Here is a 12856-nt window from a genome sequence, read left to right on the forward strand (position 1 = left end):
CTCAATGTATCAAATGAATACACTGATCATACCGAAGAAAAAGCCCTTATGCATCTATAAAACAAAGTAAAAGACAAAACACATATTGTTATGTAAACGCCAGTTACAGTTCATAAGACAGTGATGGGTTTATGCTAAAATATGAAAATTCTATTTGTTCGAGTTTGTTATGTCAGAACAACCTATTTCACCTACTGTACAACTTAATACGCGTGGTTTACGTTGTCCGGAACCTGTCATGATGCTGCATCAGGCGATTCGCAAAGCAAAATCAGGAGATGTTGTTGAAGTGTTGGCGACTGACCCTTCGACTTCTTGGGATATCCCTAAGTTTTGTATGCATTTGGGACACGAACTCCTATTAAAAGAAGAAGTTCTAGATGAGCAGAACCATAAAGAATACCGTTATCTGGTACAGAAAGGGTAAGGTTGTTCGATATGTAAATGAATAAAAAGCCCCGAATAATCGGGGCTTTTTGTTACATCTTAGGATATGAGCCGCAGCTAAAGCGGCGCAAGGAATTACATGTTAGGGTAATTCGGACCACCACCACCCTCAGGTGTTACCCAAGTAATATTTTGAGATGGGTCTTTAATATCACAGGTCTTACAGTGAACACAGTTCGCTGCGTTAATCTGGAAGCGTTTAGAGCCGTCATCATTTTCCATGATTTCGTAAACACCAGCAGGGCAATAGCGCTGCGCAGGCTCATCCCATTTTGGTAAGTTTACGTTCACTGGAATTGAAGGATCAGTAAGCTTCAAGTGAGCTGGCTGGTTTTCTTCGTGTACAGTGTTTGAGATAAACACAGAAGATAAACGGTCAAATGTCAGTTTGCCATCTGGTTTTGGATAAGTTGGCTTGAAGCTCGTTGCATCAACAGTTTTCAATACAGCGAAGTCTTGTTTCAAGTCATGTAAAGTGAATGGCACTTTAAAGACGTTTTGGTCAATAAAGTTAAATGCACCACCAATCCATTGACCAAATTTATGCATTGCAGGGCCAAAGTTACGAGCGTTATAAAGCTCTTCTTTTAACCAGCTGTTGTTAAATTTGTCTGTGTAAGAAGTTAATTCTTTAACGAATAAATCTTCGCCTTCGGTTACACGAGCAACCGCAAGATCACCACCTTTTTCAACTCCGGCAGCAATTGCTTCAAATACAGCTTCACCACATAACATGCCTGATTTCATGGCAGTGTGTGAGCCTTTGATTTTCGCAAAGTTTAAGAAGCCTGCATCATCACCAATTAAGCAACCACCCGGGAAAGTCAATTTAGGTAAAGAGTTGAAACCGCCTTTCACTACAGCACGTGCGCCGTAAGAAATACGTTTACCACCTTCTAAATACTGTTTGATGAGTGGGTGAGTTTTCCAGCGCTGCATTTCCATGAATGGATACATGTGTGGATTTTCATAAGACAAGTCCACAATCATACCCAAAGTCACTTGGTTGTTTTCAGCGTGGTATAACCACCAACCACCAGAAGAACCAGTTTCAGACAATGGCCAACCAGCACCGTGCATCACTAGACCCGGTTTATGTTTTGCTGGGTCGATTTCCCAAAGTTCTTTAATCCCGATCCCGTAATGTTGAGGATCTGCATCTTTATCAAGATTATATTTTGCAATTAGGCGTTTACCTAAGTGGCCACGGCAGCCTTCAGCAAAGAGAGTGTATTTAGCGTGAAGTTCATAACCCGGAGTAAAGTTATGTGTAGGCTCGCCATCTTTACCAATACCCATGTCACCAGTTTGAATACCTTTTACAGTACCGTCTTCATGGTAAAGCACTTCAGATGCAGCAAAGCCAGGGAAGATAGAAACTTCTAATTCTTCAGCTTTTTGACCTAACCAGCGAACAACGTTACCTAGCGAGATAACATAGTTCCCGTCATTGTGCATGGTTTTAGGAACCATCCAGTGAGGTGCTTCTTTAGAGGTAGTTTCTGAAAGCAAGAAGAATGTTTTGTCTTCAGTTACAGGTACGTTAAGAGGCGCGCCTTCTTCTTTCCAGTTCGGGAAAAGTTCATTAATAGCACGCGGTTCAAGTACAGCACCAGATAAGATATGCGCACCTACTTCAGAGCCTTTTTCAACTACACAAACTGAAAGATCGGGTAAGTTATTTTCAATCGCTAATTGACGGATCTTAATCGCAGCAGATAGACCTGCAGGTCCTGCACCTACGATGACAACGTCAAACTCCATCGATTCACGTTCGATGTGTTCCATGTAGGACTCCTCAATACTTAAAGGTGGCAACCGTAATGTCAGATCATCCGGTGCTGCCGTGAGTGTTTTAATCCATAGGCGCAAATATGCTATTGTGCCTTTTATCGTTTGGGCTAGTATAGTTTTAAACCATGATCTAGCCAATTGGCTGAGTCGTCATATTTTTTCGTCAGCAAGGCATAAACTATGGTAAATCAAAATAATTCCCCATCGGATATGGGAAAAATACCGTTATCTGATGATAAAAACTTAATGAACATTGCACAATACTTAAAAGGTGTACAGCAAAGTCACAAAAGGTCAATCCCACCTTTAGAGCAATGGCATCCAAAGCATTGCGGTAAAATGGATTTAACGGTGAAAGCCAATGGAGAATGGTGGCACGAAGGTCAATTAATCAAGCGCCAAGCCCTATTGGATTTGTTTACCAAAGTCCTATGGAAAGAAGAGGGTAAATTCTACCTGAAAACCCCTGTAGAACAAATTGAAATCGAAGTTGAAGATGAACCTTTATTAGTCAATCAGGTAGATCAGATTGAAATTTCAGGTGATGAGTTTCTACAACTGACGACGACCAATCAGGATGTGATTTTAGTTGATGCAGAACACCCGATTTTTATGCGGGAATATGCAGGGGAGTTGCGTCCTTATGTCCATGTTCGATTTGGTATTAATGCGCTTATTCAACGTCAGGCTTTCTATCATCTCGTGAACTATGGAACACTGGTCGAAAATGATAAAGGCGAAACCATTTTGCAGTTAAAAAGTGGTAATTTGCACTTGCAATTAGGCACTTGAGGTTTAAGCTTTATAGAGTGAAATTTTCCGACACTCTCTAGTACTGCCATGACAGCCATACAGCCTTTATTTACTGAATTAGAACCTATGCCTAAAGCATTAGCAGATGCCCCAATTGGTATTTTTGATTCAGGTATTGGAGGTATGTCGGTTGCAGCAGAAATTGCCAAATATTTGCCAAACGAACGTATTGTGTATTATGCAGATACAGCCTATGTTCCGTATGGTCCTCGCTCTGATGAAGAAATCAGAGAGCTAACGGCTCGTGCCGTCGACTGGTTATATCGTCAGGGTTGTAAAATTGCGGTCGTAGCTTGTAATACGGCTTCCGCATTTAGCCTTGATCATTTACGAGAACATTATGGCGAACACTTCCCGATTGTTGGCTTGGTACCGGCACTAAAACCTGCAGTATTACAAACTCGTTCTAAAGTGGTTGCAGTATTGGCGACACCAGCTACTTTTCGTGGACAACTCATTAAGGATGTTGTCGAAAAGTTTGCTGTTCCAGCGGGTGTTAAAGTGATGACTCTAACGAGTTTAGAGCTTGTCCCTTGTGTAGAAGCAGGGCAGCAAATGAGCCCTGCTTGTTTAAATGCATTAAGAGAAGTTTTACAACCTGCAGTTGAGCAAGGCGCGGACTATTTGGTACTTGGTTGTACGCACTATCCTTTTTTAAATGAAGCCATTCATTATCTTTTTGATAACCAATTCACACTGGTTGATTCGGGATTGGCAGTTGCCCGACAAACAGCCCGTATTTTAATAAAAAATGAGTTATTATGTGACCAAATGCGTCAGAATGTTGCACGTATTGAATGTTATGTAAGTGGTAATAATGCAGATGCATTACAACCTGTTTTACAAAATATGATTCCACAAGAATTGACATGGACGCTGCACAATCTGAGTTGAGCTCTGTTGTAGGCATTCAGAAGAAAGCGTTTTTTTATATTTATTTTTCTTATTTGGGGCGGTTCATAATCTTGGCTGATTCAGGCCATATCAAGATTATGGGGCGATAAGGGTATTGCTATGCTCGATACACGCTATCAGATTTTTATTTCAACCTCAGGTCGCGAGATGCAACCTGAGCGTATGGTTCTTTCCCAAACTTTAGTCAATATGGGATTTTTTGCTTGGGGGTTAGAATATAGAAATCCTCTAACAACGACACTTGCCCGTCGGCAAATTGATGAATCGGATTATGTTGTTTTGCTGCTGGGTAGTCAGTATGGGGAGCAATCAATTTCAGGGGCGAGTTATTTTTCTTTAGAGTATGAATATGCGTTAAGTCGGGCGAAGCCCATTGTCGTCTTTATGCATGAACAACCTGAAAGTCGTGATATGCATTTACAAGAGACTCATCCGCAGCTTAAAGAGAAATTTCTGGCATTCCGAAAAAAGTTATTACATGAAGCGAATCATATTTTTTATTTTAAAAGCCCACGTGATTTAGAACTTGCTGTCCGTTTAAATATGCCTTTAATGGTTGAACAATATATGGGACAAGGTTGGGTGCCTGCACGCCAAGCGCATCATTTGGAAGATGAAATTAATCGATTAAAAAGTAAAATTTTACAATTAGAACAACAGTTATCAGAGTCATCAATTCAAGCAAATGAAGTGGCACCGCAAGATGTTTTTGCTTTTGAATATCAAATTCAGGCTTTTCAAGATGGCAACTTTAAAGAGCTTAAGCGCCAGAGACAAATGACTTGGTCTCAACTGTTAAGTATTTTGGCTAAACATTTTGAGACAGCCATGCCAGAAGAGAACTTTGGGACTTGCCTCAATGAGTATTTAAATCAGGACGGGTTAGAAGACGCTCGCCAAGAGTTGCCTAGAGCACATGCAGTGGCAGGTGCACAAATTAATCATAAAGCCCTGTTTCGTATTAAAAAGCAAATGCAATCACAAGGCTGGATTGTTCCAACCAAGATTGATCAACAACATAGTTTATGGAAAGTAACGACCAAAGCCCAAAAGCTCTTGCTCAGTTATAAATGGAATCATCGGAGTACTCGATTAAAAGCTTAGAGCGATTCAATTTAGATATGACCATGAAAGCTGTTACATTAGTGTCATAAGATGAATTGAAAGGCATTTACACATGTCGTTTGAACAAAAACCGAAAGTTACTGTCATTTTAGCGAATTTAGGCACACCGGATGAGGCAACCGTCCCAGCGGTGCGCCGTTTTTTAAAGCAGTTTTTATCTGATCCACGTGTAATTGAAATTCCAAAATTCATTTGGTGGATTATTTTAAATCTGTTTGTTTTGCCTTTTCGCCCAAAAAGAGTAGCACATGCCTATGCTTCGGTATGGTCTACCGACTCACCAATGCGTGAAATTGTATTTGAGCAAACTCAACGTGTGCAGGCTTATTTAGAGCGTGAAAATAAACAGTTTGATTTAACTGTGTTGCCCGCTATGACTTATGGTAATCCGGGTATTGATGCAGTTTTAGAAAAACTGGCGACTAATCCGCAAGAGCATGTCATTTTATTGCCTTTATTTCCTCAATATTCAGCCACTTCTACAGCACCGTTATACGACGCATTTGCTAAGTGGATTCCTACTCAGCGAAATTTGCCGGGTCTGACCATTATTAAAGATTATTATCAACATCCAATGTTTATTCAGGCGTTGGCAGAAAGTGTTCTAGCTTACCAAGAGCAACATGGCAAACCTGAAAAGCTGTTGATGTCATTTCATGGTATTCCACAGCCTTATGCAGATAAAGGCGACCCTTATGCGGACCGTTGTCGTATTACCGCAAAGTTAGTCGCTGAAGCTTTGCATTTAAAAGATGATGAATGGGCAATTAGTTTCCAATCACGTTTTGGCAAACAAGAATGGGTGAAACCTTATACTGATCAACTTTTACAAGATTGGGCGAAGCAGGGCGTTAAGTCTGTTCAGGTCTTAAGCCCAGCTTTTTCTGCTGACTGCTTGGAAACGCTTGAAGAGCTCGCTATTCAAAATGCTGAGTTATTTCAGCAAGCTGGTGGCGGAAGCTATGCTTACATTCCTGCTTTAAACAGTGATCAAGCGCATATTGATTTGCTTGCAGGTTTAGTTCAGGCTAATCTTGATGCCCTTACCCATACCTTAGCCCACCGTTAATTGCGTTTTAGCCAGAGGTTCTTATGCTGCAAGTCAAAATTGTTCCAGTTACTGCTTTTGCTCAAAATTGTTCTTTAGTTTGGGACAGTGAAACAAAAGAAGCAGTTTTGATTGATGCAGGCGGTGATGCTGCTGTTTTGAAGAAAGAAGTAGAAGCCTTAGGTTTAAAAGTAAAAGCGTTATGGCTTACTCATGGGCATTTAGATCACGCTGGGGCTGTAGGTGAACTCGCAAAAGAGTGGAGTGTTCCTGTTGTTGGTCCGCATAAAGAAGATCAGTTCTGGCTAGATATGATTCAGGAAGTTTCGGCCCGTTATGGTTTTCCAATCCCACAGCCTGTAAAAGTCGATCAATGGCTTGAAGGCGGTGAAGTGCTAAAACTGGGTGAAGATGAGTTTGAAGTGCGTTTTGCACCAGGACATACACCAGGTCATGTCATGTTCTATAACAAGAATCATGGTTTACTCTGGACTGGCGATGTCCTGTTTAAAGGCTCAATTGGAAGAACAGATTTTCCACGTGGTAATCATGATCAACTGATTGAATCAATTCAGCGTGAGTGTTTTAGCTTACCAGATGAAACCCAGTTTATTTCAGGGCATGGACCAATGAGTACCATTGGCTATGAAAAACAATTTAACCCGTTTGTCGCAAGTAAAGCGGGTTAATCCTCATAATCATCTTCATGCTGACTACCCTTGTCTTGCTGAGGAGCATCTTGGGTAGGCAGTCTATATTCATCGTTTGCCCAAGCGCCTAAATCAATAAGTTTGCAACGTTCAGAACAAAACGGGCGAAATTCATTACCTTCCCAAACACTTGGTTCACCACAGCGTGGGCAGGGAAATGTACGTGGCATAAAGCAGTAACCTCAAAGTGAAGAGAAATAGATTAGGCAAAAGTCAGGTGACTTGTTAGACTTGTGCCGATTTTTATTTAGTTTGATGTGATTATGCAGATTCGTCAATTTCAAGCACAACGTATGCAAGCGCCTCGCGATTTTACCCCAATTGAAAATACTCCGATTTGTGTGGAAATTGGGGCAGGCAAAGGTAAACATGCTTTGCTATTTAGTGGGCAAAATCCTCAGCACACGTTATATGCAATTGAACGAACTAGAGAAAAATTCTTGGCCATGCAAAAGCAGCATGGTTTGGAACCACGAGACAACTTGGTGCCTGTACATGCAGATGCTTTACCTTGGGTTGTACATGCTCTATATCCTGCTCAAGTAGAACATTTCTTTATCCTCTATCCGAACCCAGAACCTCATAATCCGGCACAACGCTGGTTGAACATGCCATTTTTTGAGTTCCTGCTATCACGTCTGAAAACAGGTGGAACCATTACTTTGGCAAGTAATATTCCTGAATATATTGAAGAAGCTGAACAACAGTTATTAAATGTGTGGAAGCTGCCTTACCAAAAAGAAAAAATTGCTCAAACCTCTGCACGTACCCATTTTGAAATTAAATATTTAGAGCGTGGTGAGCTTTGTCAGCAGCTCATTATGACTAAGCCTGAAGGTTATAAAACTCGTTTTGATGAGTTTGCACCGCTACAAGGGCAAACACATGTCGAATAAGCAGATTGCCATTATTGGTGCGGGTCCGGCTGGGTTAATGGCAGCTGAGGTACTGAGTCAGTATGCTTATGAAATTGATGTGTTTGAGCAAAAACCTTCGGCTGCGCGTAAGTTTCTGATGGCTGGTAAAACAGGGCTAAATATCTCGCATGCTGAACCATTACCCCAGTTCATTGAACGTTATGACCATGCAGAATGGCTCAAACCGTGGGTTGAAAAATGGGATGCAGTCTGGATTCAGAACTGGATGAAAGGATTGGGAATAGACTCGTATGTGGGTAGTTCCGGTCGTATTTTTCCTGTTGAAATGAAAGCTGCTCCTTTACTTCGCGCTTGGTTAAAACGTTTAGCAGAACAGCAGGTTAAATTCTTTTATCGTCATCGTTGTATTAATTTGCATGGTACAACAGTGACTTTTGAAAACCAAAATAAACAGAATACTGAAACCTTTACCCAACAATACGATGCGGTTGTGTTGGCTTGTGGGGCTGTATCTTGGTCTCAATTGGGCAGTGATGGTGCTTGGCAACAATGGATGGATCAATCTAGTATTGAACCTTTTCAAGCAAGTAATGCAGGGGTATTGCATACTTGGTCAGCTTTTATGGAAAGCTGTTTTGGTGAGCCTTTAAAGCGTATCAATGCGTGGGTTGAACCCAGCCAAGTTACTCATGGTGATATTGTGATTACTCACTACGGTTTAGAAAGTGGGGTCATTTATAAACTCGGACGCGCCTTACGAGAACAACAAAAACAAGGAAAAAGCTTAAATCTATTTTTAGATTTATTGCCTGATGTAGAGCTTACACAGTTAGTTAAAAAGTTACAGGCTAGCAAAAAACAATCTCTCACCAATATCTGGCGTAAAGCAGGCTTAGACACAGCTAAAATTAACTTAATTAGAGAAGTGGTTGATAAAGCACTATGGAGTCAACCAGAGACGATGGCGCAAAAAATGAAAGCACTTCAAATTAAGTTAGATGGCTTTAGGCCTATTGAAGAATCGATTAGCTGTGCTGGTGGTGTTAAGCAAGATGCATTAACAGAACGTTTAGAGCTGAAACAAACTTCAGGAGTTTTTTGCTGTGGCGAAATGCTAGATTGGGATGCTCCTACAGGGGGATATTTGCTGACAGCATGCTTTGCTACGGGACGAGCAGCTGGTGAAGGTGTGCATTCATTCTTAGAGAAATAACAACGAATTCGGTGCTATGTTTGATATGTGAAAAGTGTTATTTTTGAGCGACCAATAATAATAGGAGTCGGAATTGTATGTCTCAAGCATCGCCAGTCTATCAGGGAAGTTGTTTATGTCAGGGTATTCGCTATGAAATTAAAGGCGATATCGGAGATATTATCCAATGCCATTGTCAACGCTGCCGAAAATCCAATGGAACAGCATTTGCAACGAATGCTCCTATCAACAGTGCAGATTTTAAAATTACGCAAGGTGAAGACCTTGTCAAAAAATTTGCTGTGAATGGTGTGTACCGTTGGTTTTGTAGCGAATGTGGTTCACCGCTTATTAGCTCGCGTGATGCTCAGCCTGAACTGTATCGTTTAAGAATTGGGACTCTAGATACACCATTAGACCAAAAACCGACTATGCATATTTTTGCTGCTTCAAAGGCAGAGTGGGAATGTATCCATGACGATTTACCGCAATACGATGAACGTCCATGATTTAAAAAGTATGTTTTAATCAAATCTTAGATGATTTAATATACCTAAAACAGGGAGATGGCATTCCTCCCTTGAAAAACCGCCGTATTGGCTAATGATGCCTACGTTACCCTCATGTATTTATAGCGCTGGGTACGTAGGTTATTGCGTACTCTGCTTATTTTTGGAGTGCGCCATGTCACGTTTCCCATCATTTTTGTTTGCTCTTTTAGCATCTCACTAAAGGGATGGTCCTATGTATTATCCTTTACTTTCAATTGCCTTAGGTTCAGTGCTCGGGGCGTGGTTGCGTTGGCTTTTAGGTTTAAAACTCAACCCGATTTATCCGCAAATTCCGTTGGGTACTGTTACTGTTAATTTGGCCGGTGGCTTTATTATTGGTTTTGCGATGGCTTATTTTGCTCATAGTGATTTAAGTCCGAACTATAAACTTTTCGTAATCACAGGTTTTTGTGGTGCTTTAACTACATTCTCAACTTTCTCAATTGAGATCGTCACCTTATTGCAAAGTGGTAAGTGGGGAATGGCGATGTTGGCTATTTCTATTCATTTAATTGGGTCGTTAATTTTTACGTGTTTGGGGTTGGCGACTTATTATTGGGTAGCGGGCAACTGATTATTGGGATGTTTAAGGAACGAGATATACGGCACGGCCTCCGTTTTACGATATTCTCAAAGAGCATTTGTATAGGCATACCTTACTTTTGAAAGATCAAAAGTAAGCAAAAATCTTCTGTTTCGCTGATACTACATCCATGTAGCACAGCAAAACAGCGGCATCCATGCCGCTTGTCACGATAGTAAATGACGAATTAAAAACTTCTGATTTATTTTTGGGATTTGATACGCGTTAAAGTCATCAACAGCCTGACTGAAATCAGCTATATCTTGTTTTTGCAAGATAGTTGATAAGTGTAAACAGGGAACAGGTTCTGTTGATGACAAATGCCTTTGGTTACTTTGGGCAAAACCAAAGTAACAGAATTAGCTACTTTCATTTGAGAATAAACGGTAAGACTCCCTCGTGTATTCACAAATTCTTAATTACTTTTCAGTTAAAGCTTGACCTTCAAACTTCACACCATCCCAACCATTTTGCATAAACTGACGAATATTTTGGTGGTCAGTTCCCTCTGGGGTAGCCAATACAGATGCGTAGTGCTCTGCAAATAAACTTAAAGTTTGTGCTTGGTCTAAACCTTGTAACTTGGCAAAAGAGAAAACTTTCGCACTGCCTTGATTTTCAGTTGCAGCGTTATGCTGTGCGCCATTTTGAAAAGCTGTTGGAGTATGTTGGTAGCGTGCTTCAATATAAGCTAAAACATCTGAAAATTTTGCTGTGCCTGCTTGTAATTGGGCAAGTAACTCTTGTGCCATAATTTTAAACTTCCTATCAAATGGGGCTTAAGCATAGCATTGAATACATGTTTTGAAAGCTTGAGAGCTATAAAAAATGATGGGTTGTTGAGAAAAATCAGAAGCGTTCTTGTGAAAATTGTGGATAAGTTTAACTTTATACACACCTTAGAAAATCATTAAAAAATGCACATAAAAAAAGAAGCCTAAGTGGAGGAGATGAGTCTTAGGCTTCCAATGGTTTAAGTGTATTGGTTAAAACTTAACGTAAGATTAACTCTTACGATTAAAGCGAGCGAAGCGTTTGTTAAAGCTTGCAACACGCCCTTCATTACTTGCTTGACGTACTTCACCTGTGTAGAACGGGTGTGATGCACTTGAAATATCAAGAGTCACATAAGGATAGACTTGTCCTTGATATTCTTTGGTTTGTTTAGTCTGAATGGTACTACCAATTAAGAAGTACACGTCTGCATTGGTGTCATGAAATAACACTTGTTGGTAAGCAGGATGAATATCTTTACGCATGAGAAATTGTCCTAAATTATTTTTGATTAAAGAAATGTTATAACATAACAATTAATAAGTCAATGTAACCCTAAAAGGCTACATTGATAAGTAAATTAAGTTAGTTAGAAGGTGGAACCAGCTCTTCAAATAGATCGTTTAGATTGTCATGTACTTTTAAGTGAATGAGGTTCCAGTAGTGTCCTGAAATGGTTCTATTAACCATTAATGTATCTGGTGAAGGTTTAAAGACATCCCAATATTTTAAAGACTTTTTCACGAGTAACATGCCATCATGATGGGATGAATTCTCTGCAAAATCATAGGTTGTGGTAAGTGGACGCAACAACACTTCAATCCAGAGTTTATAAAGATCGCTCGGGAATTTACCTTTTTCTGCTAGTGAATGTAGTTCGAGTAATTCTGTTTCAATTAAGTCGATATCTTCATGGCGAGCTGCATTCACTAATCGTTTGAAACTATACACAATTTCATTGGAAAGTGTTTTAACACTGCCATAGTCATAAATAATGACACTACCATCTTGGCGGAAGGCAAAGTTACCTGGGTGAGGGTCACAGTGAAAACGTTTTAAAAAGAACATTTCCTGACCCAAAGCGCGGATTAAACGACGGCCAATTGTGTTTCGAATTTCGATAGGCCAAGAACTCGCAGTTTCAATGCTGTCACCTTGTTCAAGGCTTAAAGTCAAAATTCGTCTTGAAGAGTAATCTTTATAAACAGTCGGGATAATAATTTTGTCGTCTAATTTACTATGAAAAGTTTTAAAGACCTCAAGATTTTGAGCCTCAATTTCATAGTTAAGCTCTGCTGACAGACTATCTTGAATCTCTGCAAAAAGCTGATCTTGCAACTTTTTATCAATTTTAAGTACACCCATTAAGCGAAGGGCTAAACGTACTTGTTTTAAGTCACTTTCACAGGCTTCATCAACACCGGGATATTGAACTTTAACCACAACTTGTTCGCCACTTGGCAGAACAGCTTTGTGAACTTGCCCAATCGATGCAGCAGCAAAAGGTTCTTGTTCAAAAGATTTAAAGGCAACATTCAGCGGTTTGCCAAGCTCACGTTCAACTTGTTGCTGAATCGCTGCAAAAGGCATAGCTGGAGCTTGGCGTTGTAGTTTTGATATCGCTTTGGCGACTTCGGGCGGGAAGATGTCTTTATATTGCGATGCAATTTGCCCGACCTTCATGACCGCACCTTTCATTTCTCCCAAGGTGTCTGCAATTTGAAGTCCGATATCTTGAAATAATTTTGTTTTTGCAGCCAGTTTCTGTTCTTCATCCGCAGTCAGGTTTCGAATCGAGTTAGAAACGGTTTTTGTTGCAATGCTCGCGGTCATTCCTGCAAGTTTCATAAATCGTTTGCCAGGTGAACTTGCATTCTTTGCCATATCTTCGATACCTCATTGACTACAACATAATATTGCCTAGGTTTGATCATAGGTGACAAAACTTAAAAAGCCTATAAGAAATTGTTTATCTCCTGTAAGAAAATTTTCGAAAAACAAAATGTTATTTTTATAGTAAAAAATA

15 protein-coding genes, 1 pseudogene and 1 riboswitch are annotated in these 12856 nt (G+C 40.2%); of the genes and pseudogenes, 11 read left to right on the forward strand and 5 right to left on the reverse strand.

Features of this window, described 5'->3' with window-relative positions:
- Nucleotides 1–169: 169 nt before the first annotated feature.
- Nucleotides 170–427, forward strand: a complete 258-nt coding sequence (gene tusA / locus EG365_RS10160; protein ID WP_000003406.1) for a sulfurtransferase TusA — start codon at nucleotides 170–172, stop codon at nucleotides 425–427.
- Between the two features lie 95 nt (nucleotides 428–522).
- Here the strand turns inward: tusA and EG365_RS10165 are convergent, their stop codons facing one another.
- The gene (locus EG365_RS10165; RefSeq protein WP_000400008.1) at nucleotides 523–2235 is read right to left on the reverse strand and encodes an electron transfer flavoprotein-ubiquinone oxidoreductase; all 1713 of its coding nucleotides are present in this window, start codon (nucleotides 2233–2235) and stop codon (nucleotides 523–525) included.
- A 186-nt stretch (nucleotides 2236–2421) separates the two neighbouring features.
- Between EG365_RS10165 and EG365_RS10170 the strand changes: the two genes are divergently transcribed.
- From EG365_RS10170 to EG365_RS10190, 5 genes are all read left to right on the forward strand, one after another.
- Nucleotides 2422–3033 (forward strand): DUF1285 domain-containing protein, encoded by a 612-nt coding sequence (locus EG365_RS10170; RefSeq protein ID WP_000248028.1) that lies wholly within the window; start codon nucleotides 2422–2424, stop codon nucleotides 3031–3033.
- Between the two features lie 48 nt (nucleotides 3034–3081).
- A complete protein-coding gene (murI, locus tag EG365_RS10175) occupies nucleotides 3082–3948 on the forward strand; it encodes a glutamate racemase (protein WP_000125341.1) in 867 nt (288 codons plus the stop codon).
- Nucleotides 3949–4068: 120 nt separating this feature from the next.
- Nucleotides 4069–5073, forward strand: coding sequence for a DUF4062 domain-containing protein (locus tag EG365_RS10180; protein WP_000887662.1), 1005 nt, complete (start codon nucleotides 4069–4071; stop codon nucleotides 5071–5073).
- A 73-nt stretch (nucleotides 5074–5146) separates the two neighbouring features.
- On the forward strand, nucleotides 5147–6163 hold the full coding sequence (gene hemH, locus EG365_RS10185) for a ferrochelatase (protein ID WP_000007331.1): 1017 nt from the start codon (nucleotides 5147–5149) through the stop codon (nucleotides 6161–6163).
- Nucleotides 6164–6186: 23 nt separating this feature from the next.
- On the forward strand, nucleotides 6187–6831 hold the full coding sequence (locus EG365_RS10190; RefSeq protein WP_000942274.1) for an MBL fold metallo-hydrolase: 645 nt from the start codon (nucleotides 6187–6189) through the stop codon (nucleotides 6829–6831).
- On the opposite strand, the gene EG365_RS10195 is transcribed toward EG365_RS10190, so the two are convergent.
- Complete coding sequence (locus EG365_RS10195) at nucleotides 6828–7022, reverse strand: DNA gyrase inhibitor YacG (RefSeq protein ID WP_001138289.1); 195 nt, start codon at nucleotides 7020–7022, stop codon at nucleotides 6828–6830. The two genes, EG365_RS10190 and EG365_RS10195, sit on opposite strands and share 4 nt — an antisense overlap.
- Before the next feature lie 87 nt (nucleotides 7023–7109).
- On the opposite strand from EG365_RS10195, the gene EG365_RS10200 reads away from it, so the two are divergent.
- From EG365_RS10200 to EG365_RS10220, 5 genes and pseudogenes are all read left to right on the forward strand, one after another.
- The gene (locus EG365_RS10200) at nucleotides 7110–7748 is read left to right on the forward strand and encodes an SAM-dependent methyltransferase (protein ID WP_014466029.1); all 639 of its coding nucleotides are present in this window, start codon (nucleotides 7110–7112) and stop codon (nucleotides 7746–7748) included.
- The gene (locus EG365_RS10205) at nucleotides 7738–8943 is read left to right on the forward strand and encodes a TIGR03862 family flavoprotein (RefSeq protein ID WP_000066760.1); all 1206 of its coding nucleotides are present in this window, start codon (nucleotides 7738–7740) and stop codon (nucleotides 8941–8943) included. Before EG365_RS10200 ends, EG365_RS10205 begins: the two co-directional genes overlap by 11 nt.
- Before the next feature lie 77 nt (nucleotides 8944–9020).
- Nucleotides 9021–9431, forward strand: coding sequence for a GFA family protein (locus tag EG365_RS10210; protein ID WP_000075984.1), 411 nt, complete (start codon nucleotides 9021–9023; stop codon nucleotides 9429–9431).
- 44 nt (nucleotides 9432–9475) lie between these two features.
- Nucleotides 9476–9542: riboswitch (Fluoride riboswitch) on the forward strand.
- A gap of 124 nt (nucleotides 9543–9666) precedes the next feature.
- Nucleotides 9667–10047 (forward strand): fluoride efflux transporter CrcB, encoded by a 381-nt coding sequence (gene crcB, locus EG365_RS10215; RefSeq protein ID WP_000291738.1) that lies wholly within the window; start codon nucleotides 9667–9669, stop codon nucleotides 10045–10047.
- A gap of 166 nt (nucleotides 10048–10213) precedes the next feature.
- Nucleotides 10214–10340 (forward strand): annotated as a pseudogene (locus tag EG365_RS10220) (hypothetical protein).
- Between the two features lie 135 nt (nucleotides 10341–10475).
- Here the strand turns inward: EG365_RS10220 and EG365_RS10225 are convergent.
- From EG365_RS10225 to EG365_RS10235, 3 genes are all read right to left on the reverse strand, one after another.
- Nucleotides 10476–10808 carry a HopJ type III effector protein gene (locus EG365_RS10225; RefSeq protein ID WP_000046495.1) on the reverse strand — a complete coding sequence of 111 codons (333 nt, stop codon included), beginning with the start codon at nucleotides 10806–10808 and terminating at the stop codon, nucleotides 10476–10478.
- 252 nt (nucleotides 10809–11060) lie between these two features.
- On the reverse strand, nucleotides 11061–11315 hold the full coding sequence (locus EG365_RS10230; protein ID WP_001224256.1) for a type B 50S ribosomal protein L31: 255 nt from the start codon (nucleotides 11313–11315) through the stop codon (nucleotides 11061–11063).
- 100 nt (nucleotides 11316–11415) lie between these two features.
- The gene (locus EG365_RS10235) at nucleotides 11416–12714 is read right to left on the reverse strand and encodes an ABC1 kinase family protein (RefSeq protein ID WP_001096918.1); all 1299 of its coding nucleotides are present in this window, start codon (nucleotides 12712–12714) and stop codon (nucleotides 11416–11418) included.
- Nucleotides 12715–12856 lie beyond the last annotated feature (142 nt).

This window comes from Acinetobacter sp. FDAARGOS_494 (assembly GCF_003812225.1).
GTDB classification, from domain to species: domain Bacteria; phylum Pseudomonadota; class Gammaproteobacteria; order Pseudomonadales; family Moraxellaceae; genus Acinetobacter; species Acinetobacter baumannii.